This window comes from Bacillus sp. N447-1 (genome assembly GCF_022701035.1).
Taxonomy (GTDB): Bacteria; Bacillota; Bacilli; order Bacillales; family Bacillaceae_G; genus Bacillus_A; species Bacillus_A cereus.
In genome coordinates this window covers 5,010,005-5,031,417 of the sequence record NZ_CP065509.1, presented here as the reverse complement: position 1 = coordinate 5,031,417, position 21,413 = coordinate 5,010,005, and the positions used below count along the sequence as shown (strand labels likewise).

Here is a 21,413-nt window from a genome sequence, read left to right as displayed (position 1 = left end):
CTCGGAAGTTACAGCTCATTTAAATCTCTATATTATTAAAAGTAAAATGGTTTAAATATACTATATCATATCAATATAATAAAAGTAAAGTTTTTTTCTTAAATTATTTTTTGTTCCCACTGCATTGCTTTTAATTCACCTGATCCGGCTACTACATAACCATCTTTTTGATTAACAATGCGCCATCCGTGCCCTTTAACTGAATCACATACTGTAACAATACCTTCTTCAAGAAGCACACGGCACACACTACTAATCCCCGCCTTATTTTGCGTTGAAGTTGTATATAAAACATGTTGATCTACACTTAAGTCTAAATAACTACTTGCTTTCTGCTCACTTTGACATGTATGCCAATATATTTTTTCACTTGCAATACTTTCATCTATTTTACAATAAGAAATATTTCCGCTAACTCCCTTGCACGATCCACTTGCCACTACTAAATAAGAATTGTGTAAAGTCAACGCGGAGATCATTTGATTCATCGCAATTTTAATCCTCTTTAATTTACGTGTCTTCAAATCAAAGAGCCAAACACCACCATATTTAGCATGTATTTTCGTACCAATAAATAAGTAATGTTTATATAAAAATAATGATCGAATAGACGGTGCCGCACTGCCATACTCAAGAAACGGATGAATAGTTTCCCATGTCAAACCGAAATTATTAGAAAGATACAGCGTTTTTTCTCCATGAGCAACAACAGTTCCTTGTACATTGCTACATACATTCCAACTCGTTGCTTTTGTTGGAAAACGCTGAATTGTCCAGTTCTCTCCACCATTCATACTGCGAATAAAAATCCCTTCGTCACCTACACCATAAACTACATTATCTTCGCTATGTAAATCCCTAATTCGTTTTTGAAAACCATTTAAAATTCGTTTCCATTCTCCGTCTTGTTCAACAAATAAGCCATTATATGTAGTAGCTAACAACAGTTTTCCATCTCTTAACTTTGTAATAGCAGTTGCACTTAACATTGTCTCCACGTTGACACTCCCATTCTTAGAACTTCTCAGCAAATGCAATTGCAAAATTACTGCATTTTTCAACATCCTCTTCATCTTCTGGAGCTAATTCAATTTTCAGCCCTTCTTGTACAAGCTCTGCACCGCGTTCCACAAGACGTTCTTCAAATATCGTTACCGCTTCACAAAACAGTTCATACGCTGTATCACCCGATCCGAATACCGCTACCTTTTTCCCAGCTAAATCTATATTTTCTAAGTCATCATGAAAATCTTCCGCTTCAAATGGTAATTCACCATCGCCCCACGTATAAGATCCTAAAATGATTCCATCATAAGCTAATAATTCTTCAGCGTCCATGCCTTCCATTTCTTGCAATACTACTTCATGATCAAAAGCATCTAAACTAACTTTAATTAAATCAGCAATACTCTCTGTATTTCCTGACATACTTGCATAAGCTATTAAAATTTTTGCCACTTTGGCATCCCCCTCTAACAATAAATGATTCTCATTCTCATTATATTAATAATGAGAATCAATTTCAATTGATTTTTTCTACTTTTATTTACATTTCACATTACTTATTTCAAATAAGGTGAAACTTTAATCAGTGAGGGTATTCATCCCCCACCTAACTTCTTTGTTTCCGCTGAATTTTGAGGCGGGGGGCTTACTGCCCGGCAAATAGCGGGATAAAGTGAAAGTTTAATGAGTCCTCACCAATCAGGCTTTTTCAGACAACCCACAAAGAGCGGAATAAATAAAAAAGCACAGATGACTATACAATCATCTGTGCTTTTTTATTATTTTTTAAAAATACCAAAAGGCTTTCCTACTGGTAAAACAACTTTTCCGAAGTGTGTATTTAACACTGCTGCAGCTGAACCGTAGAAAGATAATAATGAAATAAGAAGTTCAGAATATGCTGCTAAATTATGCATTGCATGCGGCATAACACCTAAAGTACTTAATGAAAGACCGATAAATAAGAAATCAATAAGGACGAAAATCATAAATAATACTTTATGTGTTTCCATTGCACCAATTGTCATAAAGATTGTGAAAATCAAATATCCGATAAAGGCTACACCAAGCTGTTTTGAATCTGCAGCTTGTGCTAATTTTTCGCCAAATACTCCAAGTTGAATTAACCAAGTCATTCCAACACCTAGCCAAAATAAACCGTACGCACCGAATGCTGTTGTACCGAATGTATTGTTATGCTTTGCATCATGAATGCAAGCAAAGATTTGTGCAAATCCTCCTAAAAAGATTGCCCACGGTAATACAAGTGAAACGCCATCTGTTAAGCCTAACTTTTGAGATGATGCTACAAGTGTTACCATCGCTAATCCAAATAGACCAATTCCAGATGGATCCGCTGTTGTCATTTTCACATGATGTGTAGTAGTTTGATTGCTCATATAAACCTCCTGATTATAAACATACTCGAATACAATACTTAAATCAGAAGACTATGTCAATGGTTTTTTTTGTATGTTGTCAGACGTTATATTTTATAATGATTAAATATATTTCTGACCACTTCATAAGGTTTTATATTCACTTTTTCCAACTCGTTTATCGATAGCCATAACGGAATATAATTTCCCCTACCTTCCAGCTGAAATTCCTCAGCTGTTCCGCTTCCGAACACTCCGCCTGTAATATAGGCAGCATAATAATATTCATTTCCTTTATATTTTACCTTTGCAATAAGGTGCTCCACTTGTATATGTGTACCCCTAATTCTTCGTATACCTCTCTTTTCGTTGCCTCTTCAGGCGTTTCACCTTCCTCAATCCCTCCGCCAGGAAAAACATAATATCTTTCCTCTCCTCGAATACGTTTTATAAGAGCGATTTTTCCTTCCTGTACAATGATAGCTGCTCCGCGATTTCTTATCATTTTATTACCTCAATACGAATCGCAACTGTTCCCCACTCTTTTTCTTGTTCTTTCGTATATATTTTGTATGTACTTTCTAACATTTCCTCTAAACTATCATTTTCACAATCCAATAAATTTTTATCGATTTGTTCATATATAGCTTTAAAGCTCTCGTATCGCTTTATTTCCGTTACTTTTACCGTCATCATTTCTGTTGTCTTAAGATTCGTAAATACGATTTCATCTTCTTTGTTTATTAGTTGACGTTTTTTATCGTATAGGCGTACTTCATATACTTTTTTCCCTGATCGAATTGACTGAAACGGTTTATTATATAAACCCATTTCGTATCGCATACATCCCACTCCCTTTTGTTCATTTCACCTATTAATACAGTTCACATTACTACATCTTGCATATAATATTCCATACGTATCACTTAATTGAGAAAGGAGGCTGAAGAAGCATGTTATATTTAAATCAAAAACCTGAATATAATAAATATGATATTGGTGATTATACTTATAGTAAAGTAGGGCCAACCATTTTTTCTTGGAACGATGAAACAAAATTGAAAATAGGTAAGTTTTGTTCATTAGCAGAAGAAGTCGTTTTCATACTTGGCGGTGAACATCGCGCAGACTGGATAACAACTTATCCATTTAATGCACTTTTTGATGAAGGAGCACATATTACTGGTCACCCTTCTTCAAAAGGTGATATCGTAGTTGGCAATGATGTATGGATTGGTTATCAATCCTGCATTTTATCTGGTGTTACAATTGGTAACGGTGCCATTATTGGTGCAAAAAGTGTTGTTACAAAAGACGTCCCTCCATATGCAATTGTGGCTGGTAATCCAGCAAAATTTATTCGATATCGTTTCCCGCAAGAAACAATTGACAAACTAGAGAATCTTGCATGGTGGGACTGGGACATTTCTGTTATAAAAGGAGCTATTCCATTACTACTTTCCGACAAAATCGACGAATTTTTCACCTCGCCCGAAAATGAATCTATATGATTAAAACAGAAAGAGCATCCAATTATTTTTCAGGATGCTCTTTCTGTTTTTATTTTTTATGTCCATGCAAATGATTACACGGAGAACATTGAAATGGAATCTTATCTAAGCAATTAAAGTTTGTTTCGCAAATTTGTTCAATCGTTGGAACAAATGGAATGACAACTATGTTACTTTCTACTATTTGTGTAACAGGTGGCAATACTGTGCCTACTTGATGTTCAAAACGAATACTCGCTTGATTTATATAATTTCCTGAACCATTTGGCGCGCTCTGTACTGCTACTTGGAACGAAACTGTCCTTGCTTCACCAGGATTTAAACTTTCGATAAGAAACCCTACTGCCGGGCTTACATTCGGCACTGGCGTATTATCAACCGTTACACTTCCAGGAACAAATCGAACACTACTATCTAACATATCTTGAAAACGAATATTTTGCATTACAGTATCACCCGTATTTGTGATGACTGTCGTAAACGTAATGACATCTCCAATTGTTGCTACCTGTAAATCTGCCGTTTTTACGACTGTCGTTGAGACATTTTGAGGAATAAACGGGATAACAACTGTATTACTATCACCTTCAACTACTACTGGCGGCTCATTCGGATTTACAGTTGCAAGCCCATTCGCTGTAGCAGTATTTGTAACTAAATTATTTACTTGCCCTCCTATTATTACAACTTGGAAATTAATAATTGCTGCATCATTTGGCTGAAAATCACCTAACGGAATACCAGTATTCGGATTAGCAAATGGAAGAGGTACATCATTTACCGTTACCGTACCATTTATAAATAGCGTATTCGGATCAATGATATCTGTTAACACAATATTGGTCACAGGAACTGTACTATCATTTATAACAGCGATTCCGTAAGTGACAACATCCCCTATCATTGCTACTTCAAAGTTTGCTCCTTTTGCAACAAATAAGATTGCAGTATTTACCGTCACTATAACTGTATTGCTTGTATCCATCACTGTAACTGGCGGCTCCCCTGGTACTAAAATATATTCTGCTAACGCCCCAGCAACGTTCACTACTGTACCACCATCCGGAAAACTTGTAATCGTAGCTTCATATGTTACAAGTGACGTCTCACCAACTGGTATATCAGGTATCGTAAATCCAATCTGCGGATTTAACCCCGGTTGCGGAACCCCATTTATCGTTACACTATTTGGAACGAAATCAGCTTCCTGAGATAGCACATCGATAAATTGAACATTCATTGCATCAGCAGTACCAGTATTTAATATACGAACAGTATACGTTACCGTTTCTCCTACACCAACAACTGAATGGTCTACTTCTTTTAGCATATCTAAGCTACCTCTATTTACCGGCGTAACCGTCGTATTACTTGAATTTGTAATTGTAGACGGAGGTTCTCCTGGAATCAATTCGAAATCACCCGTTACTCTTGCTGTATTCATAATGCTACTAGAAGGCGGAACTGCGATTACATTTACTTCAAATGTAATTAATACACTATCCCCTACTGCAAGATCAGGCAATGCAAAGCCTACAAATGGATCTAAACCTACTTGCGGAATCCCATTTATTTGTACACTTCCAGGAACGAATTCTAAACTAGGTGATGGAACATCGATAAACTGAACATTCGTTGCTGTTACCGTTCCCGTATTTGTAACTTGCACACTATACGTTAACGTATCTCCTAATCGTGTCGCTTCTTTATTTACAGATTTTATAACGCTGAATCGTCCTCTATTCACTCTAGTTATCGTCGTATTACTCGGCTCTGTTACTACAACTGGTGGTTCTCCTGGCACTAAAGTAAAGCTTCCTGTTATATTTGCAACGTTCGTAATTGTTCCTGATGACGGGATGTTTGTAACTGTCGCTTGAAACGTCACTATAACTGTTTCACCAACTGGGATATCTCCAACTCCAAATCCAGTAATCGGATTTAAGTTTGGTTGCGAGGCTCCATTTATCGTTACACTATTTGGTACAAATGACGCCCCTGCTGAAATGGTATCAACAAACTGAACAGCATTAGCTGTTACTGTTCCAGTATTTGTTATTTGAACCGTATACGTTAATATATCTCCAACGAGAGTAGCAACCCTATTTACTTGTTTAATAACATTAAATTGCCCTCTATTTACAGTTGTAAGTGTTGTATTGCTCGGCTCTGTTACTATAACTGGTGGTTCTCCTGGTACTAATACAAAACTTCCAGTTACATTTGCCGTATTGGCAATTGTTCCGTTTGATGGCGCACTAACAACGGTTACTTGGAAGATGACTTCTACACTTTCACCTGGGTTTATATCTGGAAGCGGGAATCCATTATTCGGATTGAATCCAGGTTGTAACACACCGTCTATCGTTACAGTGTTCGGCACGAATGCTATAGAGGAAGGTAATAGATCACTATATTGAATATTCGTTGCTGGCACTGTTCCTGTATTTTGAACTACTGTTGTATATGTGATTGTATCGCCTACTGCAACAACCGGCTGACTCACTGATTTTAAAACATTCAAACCAGGCTCATTGATTTCTGTTAATGTCGTATTACTTGTCGTTGTTTCCGTAATAGGCGGTTCTGTTTCACTTACAGCAAATGTAGCTGTAACGTCTACAAAATTAACAATCGTTCCACCTTCTGGTATGCTTGTAACCACTTCCTGATATGTGACAAGTACAAAATCATCGACAGGTATATCTGGAACTGTAAAACCAATGAAAGGATCTAATCCTGGTGCTGGTACCCCGTTTATGCTCACACTTCCTGGTACAAATGCTACACCCGCGGAAGTAGTATCGATAAATTGAACATTCGTCGCTGGCACTGTTCCGAAATTAAAAATCAATACATCATACGTTAATATTTCTCCTACCGTCGCTACTTCTTTATCTACTAGTTTCAATGGAAAAATAAACGCTATATTAATTGTCGTAACGACTAAATTTGTTAATATCGTTTCCGTAATCGGTGGTTCCTGCGGATTTGGTTGTGAAGTAAATGTAACATCTGCATCATTTAATATGACTTCATTATCTGGAATTTCTGTAATCGTCACTTGGAATGTGACCTCAATACTTCCACCAGCGATTAATAATGGAGTAACTGTAAATCCTATTTCTGGATTTAAATCAAGTTGCTGCACTCCACCTATCGTTACACTATTGTCAACAAACGTCGTTCCTTCTGGTATGACATCTTGGAAGAACACATCTGTAACAGGGATAATTCCTACGTTTGAAATGAGCACAGTATACGTTAATACATCCCCAACGGCCCCAGTTGCAACATCAACTGTCTTTGTTGCAGTTACTTCACCAGGAGGAGGTAACGGTATTGTAACTACCGTTGTATTACTTGAATTCGTTGTTGTTACAGGTGGCTGTAAAGGATTTAATAAGAAAGTGGCTGTAGCAGATGCTGTATTTAATACTGCTCCACGTGTAGACGGTGCAACTACCGTAACTTGGAACGTTACTGTCAATGATGTTCCAGCTGCAATATTAGGAAGCGGGAAACCAACATTTGGGTCAAATCCAGGTTGTGGCGTTCCATTTATCGTTACACTATTTGCTACAAAAGTTGTTTCTAAAGCAATTGGATCAAGGAAAGAGACATTCGTTGCTGTTACTGTACCGTTATTTCGAATAACAACAGAATACGTGTAAGTTTCTCCAAGTGCTGCTTGTTGTACAGATGAAGATTTTTGTATATTTAACTGTGCTGTGTTTACTTGCGTCACTACAAAATTACTATTTGTAACAGTCGTTATTGGAGGGTTTGCTGGATTTATAAGAAAACTTGCAGTAACGTTTGATTGGTTTCTTATATTTCCACCGCTCGGAACACTCGTCACTGTAACTTGAAACGTAATCGTAGCCGTTTGCCCGACCGGAATATTTGGTACCGGGAAACCTAGCATAGGATCCGCGCCTTGCTGTACGACTCCATTTATCGTCACACTATTTGCTACAAAGGCAGTACCAGACGGAATTGGATCTTGAAAAACAATATTCGTTGCAGGAACAGTTCCTGTATTTTGAATAAGAATCGTATACGTTAACGTATCTCCTACACCGGCTTGTAGTGTATTTACACTCTTCATTACATTAAGTGATCCTACATTCACTCGCGTCACAACAATATTACTAATCGTTACAATTGTAATTGGTGGCTGGAGAGGACTTACTTGGAAATCAGCAGTGACATTCGCATTATTTGGAAGAACTCTATTTGGTGGTACACTCGTGATTGTCACTTGAAAAGTGACCGTCACCATTCCTCCTACTGGAATATTAGCAAGTGGAAATCCAGTTGTCGGGTTTAAACCTGGTTGAGGTGTCCCGTTTATTGTTACACTATTCGCTACAAAAGTGGTTCCAACTGGAATCGGATCAAGGAATGATACATTTGTCGCTGTCACCGTTCCACTATTTTGTATACGAACTGTATACGTTAACGTATCTCCTACACCGGCTTCAGTAGCACTTACACTTTTCATTACATTTAACCCTGAAGAATTCACGATCGTCATAACAGTATTACTTGGTACTGTTACAGTAATCGGCGGCTCTGTTGGATTTACAAGGAAATCTCCAGTTACATTCGCATTATTTACAACATTATTTCCTTGGGGAATTTCATCAATTAATACTTCAAATGTAACAATAACACTGGCGCCAGTAGGCAAATTATTTAATGGGAATCCAAGTTCTGGATCTGCCCCTTCTTGTAAAACACCATTCACAACTACACTATTTTCAATAAATAATGTCCCTTGGGGAATTGAATCTTGGAAAAATACATTCGTAGCTGGTACACTACCTGCATTTATGACTTCTATTGTATATACTAAAATATCCCCTACTGTTGCAACATCCGTATTGACTGCTTTCACAACTTCAAAGTTTCCTGATTGTACTGTCGTATTCACAACATTACTCGGTACATTGATTGTTACTGGTGGTTCATTCGGATTCACTTGAAAGCTTGCTGTTACATTTGCTTGATTTAAAATATCTTCATTTTCTGGATTCTGTACAATTACTACGTCAAATGTGACTACAACCGTTTGAGCCGCAGGAATATTCGGAAGAGAGAATCCTGTATTCGGATTTAGTCCACTTTGCTGTACTCCATTAATTGTTACAGAATTTGCAACAAATGAAACAGCAGAAGAAATAGGGTCTTGGAAAAATACATTTGTTAACGGAACATTCCCTGTATTTTGGACGGCAATTGTGTACGTTAAAGTATCCCCTACCGCCGCTTGCGTTGTATTTACTTCTTTTATTACATTTAAACCGCCTGTATTAACTTGTGTCACAACTGTATTCGTTTGTCTATTAATTGTTATCGGTGGCTGATTCGGAATAACGACGAAATTAGCAGATACATTTCCGCGATTCGCAATCGTACCTCCCGATGGTGTAGATGTTACTCGTACTTGAAATGTAACAGTCCTACTTCCGCCAGGAGATATATTAGCTACTGTAAACCCAGTCGCTGGATTTACCCCAGGTTGTGAAACCCCATCCACAGTCACACTATTTGCTATAAATGTCGTTCCAATTGGTATTGGATCTTGAAAAATAACGTTCGTTGCAAGTACATTTCCTGTATTTTGAATTGTTACCGTGTACGTAAGAACATCGTTAACCGTTGCAAAAGCTCTATCCACTGTTTTTCTCGTTGTTATATCAGCTATATTAATTGTCGTAACTACAGTATTACTTGTCGCTTGCCCTGAAACTGGTTGTTGACCAGGCACTGGAGTAAAGGTAAATGTTGCACTTGCACGGTTTGGAATTGGATTGACAAGAGGGTTCGATGTTACTCGAACTTGAAAGCGCACTACAGTCGTTTGCGAAGCATTAATACTTCCTAGATTAATACTACTTGCTGGATTCGCTCCTGGACGCGCTACTCCATTTACCGTAACGCTATTTGCGACAAATGTTGTTCCAGCAGGGATACTATCAACAAAAATAACATTGCTCGCAGTGACATTTCCATTATTTGTGATATTAACTGTGTACGTTAATACATCATTAAGCGTTGCCGTCTGTAAATCTACAGATTTCTGCATACTTATAGTTGCTTGATTCACTGTCGTTTGTACTGTGTTTGAAGAAGACGTACTTGTAATAGGAGGACTACCAACGAAAGGACGAAATTGATATGACACCATTGCACGATTTAAAATAGGATTGGGATTCGGGAATGATATTATTCGAACTTGAAATGTAACAATTCTTTGCGTGTTATTTGGGATTGTACCTAAATTAATTCCATTAGAAGGGTTTGCATTCGGCTGTGTTACTCCCCCTACCGTAACACTACCTGCAACAAACGTCGTTCCGTTCGGAATACTATCACGTAATACAACGTTTTCTGCACTTCCTGTTCCTGTATTTGGGACCGTAATCGTATAAGTGAGAATATCCCCTACCCCTGCGACTGTTCTATTAACTGATTTAACAGGATTAATAATTGGACCTGTTGCATCAATTTGAACACCAAAACCAGCTGCTGCGTATCCATCTCCATTTGTAACAAATCGAACCGTTGCTGATGTTTGACTGTTTACTAAAGATGAGGAGGCATCTACATTCGTAATATCCCACCCTTGTCTTCGGACGGCCAAAGCTACCCCTAACGGCTGATTCAAATCTCCAAACGTGCCGCTCGTATCTAAATTTCCACTATCATTACAAATTTGTGACTGAAAGAAATTATTCGCAGGATTTCTCGGTCCGAATAATGCAACTGTAGCATTTGCATTCGGCCCAAAGCGAAGTTGATCTCCAACAATGTTAGAATCACCTTCTTGAGCAGTTACGAGCACTCTTCCTGTAACAGCTCCTGTTGCCGGCGTAGCAAAACCTGAAATTGTAGCATCAACTGGCGGGGATGAAGCATCGATAATTTCTTGACCTGCATATACTGACAAATTTCGAAGTGGTAAACTTGCATTTTGATACACAACCTCAAGCGTCCATCCAGCTGAACGACTGATTGTCGGGTCGGCTGAAGTTCTTGCAGCTGGCACAGCACCCGTTGTATATGTGCCTGCTCCACCTGCACTAACAAGATTTGTTACATTGGCAGAGCGAGCATAATAAAACTGATTTCCTACTGAACCTTGCTGCGCGGTAGCAGGATCTGGCGTAACAGAAAACGTCCCTGCTGGCGTTGTAAATGTAATGTTATCATTTAAAAATGGTAACACATCTTCCGTATCAGTCCGGAAAGTACCAGCCCAAACTAATTCTGCATATAATACACTGCTTCCCGCTGGAAGATTTAAAATTGCACTTGAAGAATTCAATTGCCATTCATCTGTTGTCCCTGCTGGGAACCCTGGTACTTGCAATGCTGTATTTACTGTCGTAAACACAGCAAGTGTACCAAAAATATTACCTGGTGCAGGTGATGTAGGGCTAAGTCCCAGCGTATTCCCAGTAAACGTGACGGCACCAGGTACTGTTGTCGTAAACCTATTTATAAAAGGCACACAATCATCTCATTTCAATTATAGTAAAAAGTGCTCTATACTATAAAATGTAGACAAACTATACAATGTACGTTGTCCAACAAAATTCCGCACATATGAGAGGGGTTTATAAAACTATGCGCTACGTTATCATAACAGGAACTTCACAAGGTTTAGGTGAGGCAATCGCTACGCAATTATTAGAAAAAAATACAACTGTCATCTCTATTTCTAGAAGAGAAAATCAAGAGCTTACAAAACTTGCAGAGCAATATAACAGCAATTGCATTTTTCATTCCCTAGATCTTCAAGATGTACATAACTTAGAAACTAACTTTAAAGAGATCATTTCATCTATTAAAAAAGACAATGTATCCTCTATTCATTTAATTAATAATGCGGGTACAGTTGCACCTATGAAGCCAATTGAAAAAGCTGAAAGTGAACAATTCATTACGAACGTTCACATTAATTTACTTGCACCTATGATTCTTACATCTACATTTATGAAACATACGAAAGACTGGAAAGTAGATAAACGCGTTATTAACATTTCATCTGGTGCAGGAAAAAACCCTTACTTTGGCTGGGGCGCTTATTGTACAACGAAAGCTGGTGTAAATATGTTTACACAGTGCGTAGCAACTGAAGAAGTGGAAAAAGAATATCCAGTAAAAATCGTCGCTTTTGCACCTGGCGTTGTTGATACAAATATGCAATCACAAATTCGCGAAACAAATAAAGAAGATTTCATAAATTTGGACCGCTTCATTGCATTAAAAGAAGAAGGAAAACTATTATCACCTGAATATGTTGCGAAAGCTATTCGTAACTTACTAGAAACTGAGGACTTCCCTCAAGGCGAGGTTATTAGAATCGATGAATAACAAAAAGGCGTGCTAAAATAGCACGCCTTTTTGTTCTACTTCTCTAAAAATATAAGCACAGACTCCGCAATTTGCTCATAACCAATTTCTTGATAAATTTTATTCGATGTCGGATTCGCTAAATCAGTATATAACGTAGTCGTCTTGTACCCTTCATCTAACATACGTTGACTAAGTGCCGCTACACACTTAGATGCGTATCCCTTTTTCCTTGCTTCTTTCGGCGTATATACAAAATTAACTGTTATATTATTTTTAGTTGGTCTCGTTTTTGCAGCTACAGAAACGAGTTTCCCATCCACTTCCAAACCAAACAGTCGATTTGTAGTTATTAATGTATATGCAGTTTGTTTTGCTTCTTCTTTCGTAGTAGGAAGCTTTACATCTTCACAAAATTGATATATCCACTGTTCTATTAATGGTAATTCATCATTATTTACCGCTCGAAAAAGTCCATTCGCATTACACTTCTTCTTTACTCTGTTCAACTCATACACACCTTGCTCCATTGCAACATTCATTTTCTTATTTTCTAATACCGCAATCTCTTCCGCTAATTTCTGTACAATTTTCTTATTACCGATCAATCCAGGAATATCCGGATATACTTTCGTTAACTCTTTTGCAAGTTCCTCAATAGCTACTCCCGAAATTTCAGAAGTTGCAACAATGATTTGTTTCTTCTCTTCTGTTTGCAGAAATACAACCGCAATGTCTTCTCCTTGTTTCGCTATCCCCATAAATATCGGTTCTTGAACCATTTGTAATACACCTAATATGAGATTGTTTTCCTGCTCATTCTTTTCTAGAAATGGTGTAACATCTTCTTTAAAATGAAAAATCTCTTCATATACATGTAATTGAATCATCGACAATCTCTTCTCTCTATTTATATTTTAATTAAGTATTGGCGATTAATTCATTAAATCCCTCTTTTACGATTCAATAATATTCAAAGCTAATGTATTCAAGGCATTTTCAGCTTGTAAAATTCTCTGTTTTTCCTTTTCAAATACATCTTCTTCTTTTCGAAAGGACTCTTTTCGATTTTTAATCATACGCTTCATTTCTTTTTTACTCGGTCCACCGTATACATTTCTTTTTTGAATAAAAGCTTCTGGCGATATAATTTCTTTCCACTCTTTTTCTAATAAATTTATTTTAAAATGTTCTTGCAAATACATATTTACATCTTTGAAGTGTAATTCATGTAGTTCTTTTTTCTGCTCCAATGACATATTTGCAATAACACTTGCTGCATGATGAGCATGCCGAAATGGAATTTCATAATTTTTCGTTAAAACATCAGCGAAATCCGTTATCGTTATTGCATGTTTATAGGAACGACTTTTTAACGTTTCTTCTTCTACTTTCATCGTTAGGATCACTGCATTCATCATACAAAAAACACGAATCGCCTTTTCAATCCCTTTATATAAATATGGCTGCAAGTCATCTTCCGTATCGACAATATCACCAAATGGTGTATTATGAATCATTTGAAACACTGTAAATGCTTCTCCTAAAGCACTACTCGTAATTGCACGAGCGTGTTCAATTGAAACCGGATTTCGTTTTTGCGGCATAATACTACTGATTTGTACATATGGCTTTGCAACAGTAATACCGTCATATTCTTTCGTTGCTAACAACAAAAAGTCATGAATCCATCTACTCGTATTCGTCATCATTACCATAAGTAGCGAGCTAACTTCTAATAAATAATCCGCTCCGGCAACAGCATCATATGAGTTCTCAATTACAGTTGTAAATCCAAGTAGATGAGCAACTCGTTCTCGTTTAATCGGGAAACTTGTTGTAGAGAGTGCAGCCGCCCCCATTGGAGACTGATTTAAAAGCTGGTACGTTTTTTTCATTCGTTCTAAATCTCTTTGCATCGTATCATAAATTGCTAACGTATAATGACCAAATGTTGTTGGCTGTGCCGGTTGTGTATGTGTATAAGCTGGCATGATCGTTTCCTTATGATTATCAGCAAGTTGCAGTACACTTTCTTGCAATAGCAAATAATGTTCCATTAATCGTAATATATACCGCCTTAAACTCATGCGATACATCGTTACACCCATATCATTTCTACTTCTACCAATATGCATATTACTTACAAAATCGCATTTCGCTTCTTGAGAAATTAAATGTTCGATTAAAAAAAAGAGGTCTTCATGCTGCTCTGTATATACCAATTTATCTTTTGGTATTCGCTCTACTTTTCTAAGTGCGTTTAATATAACTTTAGCTTCTTCTATTTTTATTAAACTTTCTTCAGTCAGCATCGTAATATGTGCTTTATGCACTTGAAACATATCTTTCAATAAGTAATTTCGTTGAAAATCAAATACATGTTGTAATACACAATCCACATATGTTTTTCCAGGGAAATCAGCGCCTTCACTCTTTATAAACTCTTCCTTACTCTGTTTCATCACCTTTTCCCCTCTCACCTAAGTATTACTACCCATCATACCCATTGATAGAAAAAAAGTGCCTGTACATCAAAATAAACTCGGTGCTCTCTGCACCGAGTTTATTTAATAAAAGTCGCATCATACTTATCACTTTGCAACACTTGGAAATGTAAGTTTGCTAAATGTTTCCGTATTTCTGCACTATCGTCTTCATTTAAATTATTCGCCAAAAACACAATCTCCGTACAGTTTCCACGTTTATCCATAGCGTAAACTGCTTTTGTAACCGTCCATGGTGTATAACCATTCTTTTGCCCAGCATGTCTAAATGTTTTACGGTATTTCTTGGCACTCATGTCTGTTTCAACGATATTTGCCCACACTTTTTCTTCAGCTTCTGTCAAGCCACCTTTATGGTTTGCCTTTTGAAGTAATACCATATAATCATTTGCAGAAGCTGCTGGTAATCTATCTGACCAAATTTTGTCGTAACGTTCCTCTAAATAAAGCGGAATTTCCTTCTGTAATAATGGTCCCTTCTTCTTTAAGCGTTCATGAATAATCATCGCATATTCACGATATTGCTCTTGAGACATTTCTTTTAACTTTTTCTCTATTTTATATTTTGGAACATGTAATTCTTTATGCAAATATCCCGGGATATACAAAGATGAAACGATTGGAAATAGTGGTTGATGTGCAGGAAGTGATAAACTTTGTAAATTTCGATTGATGTTATCTAATCCTAACAATTCCATTAAGTATTCAGCATTTGCATTCGAACTAAACTTAACCATTCCTTTTGCCACTTCTTCTAAAGAAACCGCTCCTTCAGTTATCTTGCCCGTTTTCTCCAAATACTTTTGCCATCTATCTTGTGCACCACCATCTGTATTCGGCACATAATAGCGATTCACATCATTAATCGACACGAAACTAGAAGAATCAATTTTCCCTTCAGTAACTTGTTTCGTATATTCAAGCGCCACAATTAATTTCATCGTACTAGCAACTGGCAATACAACATTTGGGTTTACAGAATAAACAACTTTATCATTTCTCTTTACTAGAAGCGCACTATTTTTTTCATCTTTATGTTCTTCAATAAAAGATGCAATATACTGTGCATCATCATTATTTGAACTCCACACTTTTTTCACTAAAAAGTTACCCGATATTAGCAAAACAAAAATACCCACAATTACTGCGCATACTATAGTTTTTTTCAAGTAAAATTCCTCTCCTATTGTGTAACTCTTCTCTATTTATCATTTAAAAACAAAATAATGGAGATGGTCATTTACATAACCATCTCCATTATTTTAACTTGTATGCTCCTATTATGTCTACGTCATAAATTTCACAAAATCCTCAAGAAACTTTTTATAATGTAACGACCAACCAATTCGCACCCAATTTTTTAATGCTTTTGCATCAGGTTGAGGCCGAAAATCAGCAATACTCTCTCCTTTTGCAATTCCAGCTGTATCTACATCGACACGACGATATACATAATCTAAAAGGGATGGATTTGCCGCAACCATCATTGTAACGACGTCATGTACTGGACTTCCCTTTATTTTCGGATTTAACTTTCTATAAGCTTTATAATAGTACGTAAATATCGGCTCGATTAACTTATTAAAACTCGTTTTAGAGTGTTTCGTAATATATTTTACCATTTCCGGTGTAATAATTGCTTCAGATGTAACGTTAAGTGGCACTAATGTCACATTTTTGGCATTTTGCATAACTAATTGTGACGCAATGGGATCACCATGAAAATTCGCCTCTGCGACTGGTGTTACATTGCCAGGCATTAAGAAAGCACCGCCCATTATATAATATTCTTTCACATACTTCATCATCGGCTTTTCTAAAATAAATGCTGTCGCTAATGTTGTTGATCTACCAGCATCGACTATTATTAATTCTCCTTTATATTTTTCAAGAAGATCAAAAAATGTACAAAAAGGCTTTATATTTGGTGAAAAAGTTTTTGGAGGTTTAATTGGCCCTAAACCGTCTGTCCCATGAATTTCTGGATAATACGTCGTAATATCTCCGGATAAAGGAATTTTCGCACCATTAATAACAGGTATATCTTCCCGTCCTGCCATTTGCAATAAATATGCGGCATTACTTGTCGCCTTTTCTTGTGTTACATTTCCATATCCCGTTACTACACCAACAATATCAATATCAGGATGCAACAATCCATACATAATTGCTAAAGAGTCATCAATTCCCGGGTCTCCTAAAAATAACACTTTTTTCATCGACCTCAACTCCATCCCCTCAGTTGTTATTAATTTATGAATAACCGTGGATATACAGAATAAAAAAAGAACAAATTCATACGAAAAAACGCAGTCTTATAAGGACTACGTTCTTCAGCTAACCTATACTGTTTTTTTTACAGCACTCATACTTCCAATAACATAAGCGATAAACGCAAAACAAATCGGGAAGACAACTGTATGTATACCGAACGGATTTGGATAGAAAAGATGAATACACATATATGAGCCTACCCCAACTAAAATAGACGCAAGCGCTCCTGTAGCATTTCCTTTCCTCCAATATAACCCTAATACGATTGGCCAAATGAATGCTGCTTCTAATCCACCGAAAGAAAATAAATTTAGCCATATTAAAAAATCTGGTGGTTTAATCGCCGCTGCATAAACGAGTAGTCCTACAATACCAGTAATCCACAAACTTCCTTTTTTTATCGTACTGTCTGCTGCATCTTTATTTATGTAATTTACATATATATCTTTAATAATTGACGAGCTTACAAGTAATAATAAAGAGTTTACTGTAGACATAATCGCTGCCATCGGTGCAGCTAAGAAAACTCCAGCTAACCAAGGAGGTAACACTTCCATCGCAAGTAGCGGCATTACTTTATCTGGTACCGTTATACCTGGAAGTACTACTCTTGCAAATACACCAGTTAAATGCATACCGATCATAATTGTGCCAACGACAACGGTTCCAATTATTAAAGCTTGATGCATCGCTTTTGAATTTTTATAAGACATGGCACGCACGCTAATTTGCGGTAAGCCGACAACGCCAATTCCAATTAAAATCCAAAATGATGTAACATATGATTTCGTTAAACTGCCATCTGCTCCGAATGGTGTAATTAACTTTGGATTAATTTGAACAAGTTCCTGCATAATCTTTTCAATTCCACCACCAGCAATGACAGTAGCAATTAAAATGATTGTCGTTCCAACTAACATAATGATTCCTAATAATGTATCTGATAGAGCAACTGCACGAAATCCACCAATTAATACGTACACAAGTACAGAAAAAGTAAATAAAAATAGTGCTGTTGTATACGATAGACCAGTTAGTGACTCGATTAATCGTCCACCACCGACCCACTGGGCTACTGTCGCTGAAAATAAAAAGATAATAATACATAACGCAGAAAGTATAACAACTGCTTTATTATTGTATCTCCCTTTTAAATAATCGATAAGAGTAATTGCTTCCATCTTCCTAGCGATAATTGCAAACTTTTTACCGATAACCGTTAAAACGATATAGCCTGTTACAACTTGAATCGCAGATAACAGTACCCATCCAAGCCCCATATTGTAAGCAATACCAGGGCCACCAATAAAGCTACTTGCACTACCGTACGTAGCAATCATTGTCATCGCTAATAATAAACCGCCTAGCTCACGCCCACCAAGAAAATATTCTTGTAAAAATTTATTATGAGCAGTTGCTTGCACACGTCTTGAAGCATATACACCAATTAAAAATACAACGATAAACGAAATTATCATTGGAATGATTACATACCAATTCATCTATTATTCCTCACTTTTTTCTTCCTCATCGAGTGAAATATCTTGAAATACAAAACGAACAACTAAACTAAGTAAAATAACCATAACGATAAATCCAACGATACAGCTATAAAAAAACCATGCGGGAAAACCTAATACATATGTATATTCATTCGGATTTTTACTACCAAGCCCATAAGCAAATCCGTACCATATTATAAAATTAATAATAGCAAGTCCAAGACCAATTAACGCTTCTCTATGGGCTATTCGAAAGCGTGGATCATCATGATAATCTTTCATTTTTACCCCTCCTCTCACGATGTATTATTGTACCATTGTTCTTCTAGTTTTTCCTACTAGAAAGCAAAAACAAGCAGGATTTTTTATAATCATATAGAAGATTCTCTTACATTACATATTTTTTACAATTGTAACACAAATGAAATTTGAATTTTCAGTATTTCTTAATTATGATTTTAATTAGAGGCTTTCCATCTAGTTTCCACATCCTTGATTTCGGAATAAGCGCCGTCTCGTACTGCGTTTACATTATATTTTCAAGGGGGTTATACAATGAGTCAACTAGCTGTAAATCTTCATGAAAAGGTAGAGAAATTTCTTCAAGGTACAAAAAAGTTATATGTGAATGGATCTTTCATTGAAAGCGCTTCCGGTAAAACATTTAAAACACCTAACCCAGCAACTGGTGAAACACTTGCCGTCGTTTCTGAAGCTGGTCGCGAAGATATTCATAAAGCTGTAGTCGCAGCTCGTATGGCTTTTGACGAAGGTCCTTGGTCTCGTATGAGCACCGCTGAGCGAAGCCGTCTCATGTACAAGTTAGCTGATTTAATGGAAGAACATAAAGAAGAGCTTGCACAGCTCGAAACATTAGATAACGGAAAGCCAATCCGTGAAACAATGGCAGCAGACATACCACTTGCAATTGAGCATATGCGCTATTACGCTGGATGGGCTACGAAAATCGTTGGTCAAACAATTCCTGTTTCCGGTGATTACTTTAACTATACACGCCATGAAGCTGTTGGTGTCGTTGGTCAAATTATCCCTTGGAACTTCCCGCTTCTTATGGCAATGTGGAAAATGGGAGCAGCGCTTGCTACAGGATGTACAATCGTTTTAAAACCTGCAGAACAAACTCCACTATCTGCTCTATACTTAGCTGAATTAATTGAAGAAGCTGGATTCCCGAAAGGTGTTATTAATATCGTACCTGGATTCGGTGAATCAGCTGGACAAGCTCTCGTTAATCATCCACTCGTTGATAAAATTGCATTTACCGGTTCTACTCCTGTCGGTAAACAAATTATGCGACAAGCATCCGAAACATTAAAACGCGTTACACTTGAATTAGGCGGTAAATCACCAAATATCATATTGCCAGATGCTGATTTATCTCGCGCGATTCCTGGTGCACTTTCTGGTGTTATGTTTAACCAAGGACAAGTATGCTCTGCTGGATCACGCTTATTTGTTCCGAAGAAAATGTATGATAATGTCATGGCTGATCTCGTCCTCTATTCTAAAAAACTAAATCAAGGTGTCGGTCTTAACCCTGAAACAACAATTGGCCCTCTCGTTTCCGAAGAACAACAAAAACGTGTAATGGGCTACATTGAAAAAGGGATTGAAGAAGGCGCTGAAGTACTTTGCGGAGGAAGTAATCCATTCGATCAAGGCTACTTCGTTTCTCCTACAGTATTCGCTGACGTAAATGATGAAATGACGATCGCAAAAGAAGAAATTTTCGGTCCAGTTATTTCTGCAATACCGTTTAACGATATTGACGAAGTAATTGAACGTGCAAATAAATCACAATTCGGCTTAGCGGCTGGTGTGTGGACAGAAAATGTTAAAACAGCACACTATGTTGCAAGTAAAGTACGTGCAGGTACAGTATGGGTAAACTGCTATAACGTCTTTGATGCAGCATCTCCATTTGGAGGATTTAAACAATCTGGTCTTGGCCGTGAAATGGGATCTTACGCATTAAATAACTATACAGAAGTAAAGAGCGTTTGGCTTAACTTAAATTAATGAGAAAGAACCTGACCTACCTGGTCAGGTTCTTTTCATTATGTATTCCTTTAAACTTGCAGTCCTCCGCTCACATTTAATACTTCACCTGTAATATAAGATGCGTATTCTGATGCTAAAAAGGCTGCTGCGTTCGCAATATCTTCTGGCGTTCCAATTCTACCAACTGGAATAGCGCCAACCATCTTTTCTTTCACTTTATCTGGTATCGTTTTGGTCATATCTGTATCCATAAACCCCGGACAAATCGCATTACAAGTAATACCGAAACTTCCAACTTCTTTCGCTGCTGTTTTCGTTAATCCTACAACTCCTGCCTTTGTAGCCGCATAATTTGCTTGACCTATGTTTCCTTCTCTACTAATTGAAGATATATTAATAATGCGTCCATACCCTTGTTGTCTCATGTAAAGAAGCGCGGGTTGCATACAATAAAAAACTCCAGTTAAGTTCACTTGTAATACTTGTTCCCAAGCAGACTTCTCCATTTTATGTAACATTGCGTCTCTTGTAATTCCAGCATTATTCACCAAAATATGTAATGTACCAAATTTTTGAACCGCATATTCAATTAACGACTTTGCTTCATTTTGATTACTCACATCACATCGATATGAGCACACTTCATATCCTTCATCTGATAATTCACGTGTCGTTTTTTGTAGATTTTCTTCATTTACATCGCTAATTAATACTTTCGCCCCTAGTTTTGCATAAACCCTTGCAATCTCTTTTCCAATTCCCTGTGCAGCTCCTGTTACAACAGCTGTTTTCCCATTTAAAAACTCCATTCCTATCCCCCATTTCTATTACTTATACTGTATATTT

Annotated in this window: 15 protein-coding genes and 1 pseudogene; 3 read left to right on the top strand and 13 right to left on the bottom strand. The window is 37.0% G+C overall.

All coding sequences use genetic code 11. The annotated features are described in order from the left end of the window. Positions 1–98: 98 nt before the first annotated feature. From IQ781_RS25745 to IQ781_RS25725, 5 genes and pseudogenes are all read right to left on the bottom strand, one after another. On the bottom strand, positions 99–998 hold the full coding sequence (locus IQ781_RS25745) for a WD40/YVTN/BNR-like repeat-containing protein (protein ID WP_063220826.1): 900 nt from the start codon (positions 996–998) through the stop codon (positions 99–101). Between the two features lie 16 nt (positions 999–1,014). Beyond that, positions 1,015–1,458, bottom strand: coding sequence for a flavodoxin (locus IQ781_RS25740; RefSeq protein ID WP_001062752.1), 444 nt, complete (start codon positions 1,456–1,458; stop codon positions 1,015–1,017). Positions 1,459–1,784: 326 nt separating this feature from the next. Continuing rightward, complete coding sequence (locus IQ781_RS25735) at positions 1,785–2,405, bottom strand: acetate uptake transporter (protein WP_000070938.1); 621 nt, start codon at positions 2,403–2,405, stop codon at positions 1,785–1,787. 86 nt (positions 2,406–2,491) lie between these two features. Then, positions 2,492–2,889 (bottom strand): annotated as a pseudogene (locus tag IQ781_RS25730) (NUDIX hydrolase). Continuing rightward, positions 2,886–3,227 (bottom strand): ASCH domain-containing protein, encoded by a 342-nt coding sequence (locus IQ781_RS25725; protein ID WP_139846882.1) that lies wholly within the window; start codon positions 3,225–3,227, stop codon positions 2,886–2,888. Before IQ781_RS25725 ends, IQ781_RS25730 begins: the two are co-directional and overlap by 4 nt. 110 nt (positions 3,228–3,337) lie before the next feature. Here IQ781_RS25725 and IQ781_RS25720 point away from each other — a divergent pair, with 110 nt between their 5' ends. Then, positions 3,338–3,895 (top strand): CatB-related O-acetyltransferase, encoded by a 558-nt coding sequence (locus IQ781_RS25720; RefSeq protein WP_000966303.1) that lies wholly within the window; start codon positions 3,338–3,340, stop codon positions 3,893–3,895. Between the two features lie 49 nt (positions 3,896–3,944). On the opposite strand, the gene IQ781_RS25715 is transcribed toward IQ781_RS25720, so the two are convergent. After that, positions 3,945–11,417: a DUF7507 domain-containing protein gene (locus tag IQ781_RS25715; protein ID WP_139846883.1), complete on the bottom strand. Its 7,473-nt coding sequence runs from the start codon at positions 11,415–11,417 to the stop codon at positions 3,945–3,947. A 116-nt stretch (positions 11,418–11,533) separates the two neighbouring features. Between IQ781_RS25715 and IQ781_RS25710 the strand changes: the two genes are divergently transcribed. Beyond that, positions 11,534–12,283: a (S)-benzoin forming benzil reductase gene (locus IQ781_RS25710; protein ID WP_001271070.1), complete on the top strand. Its 750-nt coding sequence runs from the start codon at positions 11,534–11,536 to the stop codon at positions 12,281–12,283. Positions 12,284–12,318: 35 nt separating this feature from the next. On the opposite strand, the gene IQ781_RS25705 is transcribed toward IQ781_RS25710, so the two are convergent. The 6 genes from IQ781_RS25705 to IQ781_RS25680 form a co-directional block, all read right to left on the bottom strand. Further along, positions 12,319–13,152 carry a GNAT family N-acetyltransferase gene (locus IQ781_RS25705; protein WP_000615373.1) on the bottom strand — a complete coding sequence of 278 codons (834 nt, stop codon included), beginning with the start codon at positions 13,150–13,152 and terminating at the stop codon, positions 12,319–12,321. 66 nt (positions 13,153–13,218) lie between these two features. Continuing rightward, complete coding sequence (gene argH, locus IQ781_RS25700) at positions 13,219–14,727, bottom strand: argininosuccinate lyase (protein ID WP_139846884.1); 1,509 nt, start codon at positions 14,725–14,727, stop codon at positions 13,219–13,221. 101 nt (positions 14,728–14,828) lie between these two features. After that, complete coding sequence (locus tag IQ781_RS25695) at positions 14,829–15,938, bottom strand: serine hydrolase (protein ID WP_000751366.1); 1,110 nt, start codon at positions 15,936–15,938, stop codon at positions 14,829–14,831. A gap of 117 nt (positions 15,939–16,055) precedes the next feature. Beyond that, positions 16,056–16,988: a nucleoside hydrolase gene (locus IQ781_RS25690; RefSeq protein ID WP_000756458.1), complete on the bottom strand. Its 933-nt coding sequence runs from the start codon at positions 16,986–16,988 to the stop codon at positions 16,056–16,058. A 123-nt stretch (positions 16,989–17,111) separates the two neighbouring features. Next, positions 17,112–18,545 (bottom strand): sodium/pantothenate symporter, encoded by a 1,434-nt coding sequence (gene panF, locus IQ781_RS25685; protein WP_001104820.1) that lies wholly within the window; start codon positions 18,543–18,545, stop codon positions 17,112–17,114. 3 nt (positions 18,546–18,548) lie between these two features. Continuing rightward, on the bottom strand, positions 18,549–18,827 hold the full coding sequence (locus IQ781_RS25680) for a YhdT family protein (protein ID WP_000656239.1): 279 nt from the start codon (positions 18,825–18,827) through the stop codon (positions 18,549–18,551). Positions 18,828–19,100: 273 nt separating this feature from the next. On the opposite strand from IQ781_RS25680, the gene dhaS reads away from it, so the two are divergent. After that, positions 19,101–20,585, top strand: coding sequence for an aldehyde dehydrogenase DhaS (gene dhaS, locus IQ781_RS25675; RefSeq protein ID WP_000080281.1), 1,485 nt, complete (start codon positions 19,101–19,103; stop codon positions 20,583–20,585). A 50-nt stretch (positions 20,586–20,635) separates the two neighbouring features. On the opposite strand, the gene fabG is transcribed toward dhaS, so the two are convergent. Further along, positions 20,636–21,376: a 3-oxoacyl-ACP reductase FabG gene (fabG, locus tag IQ781_RS25670; protein WP_000395038.1), complete on the bottom strand. Its 741-nt coding sequence runs from the start codon at positions 21,374–21,376 to the stop codon at positions 20,636–20,638. Positions 21,377–21,413 lie beyond the last annotated feature (37 nt).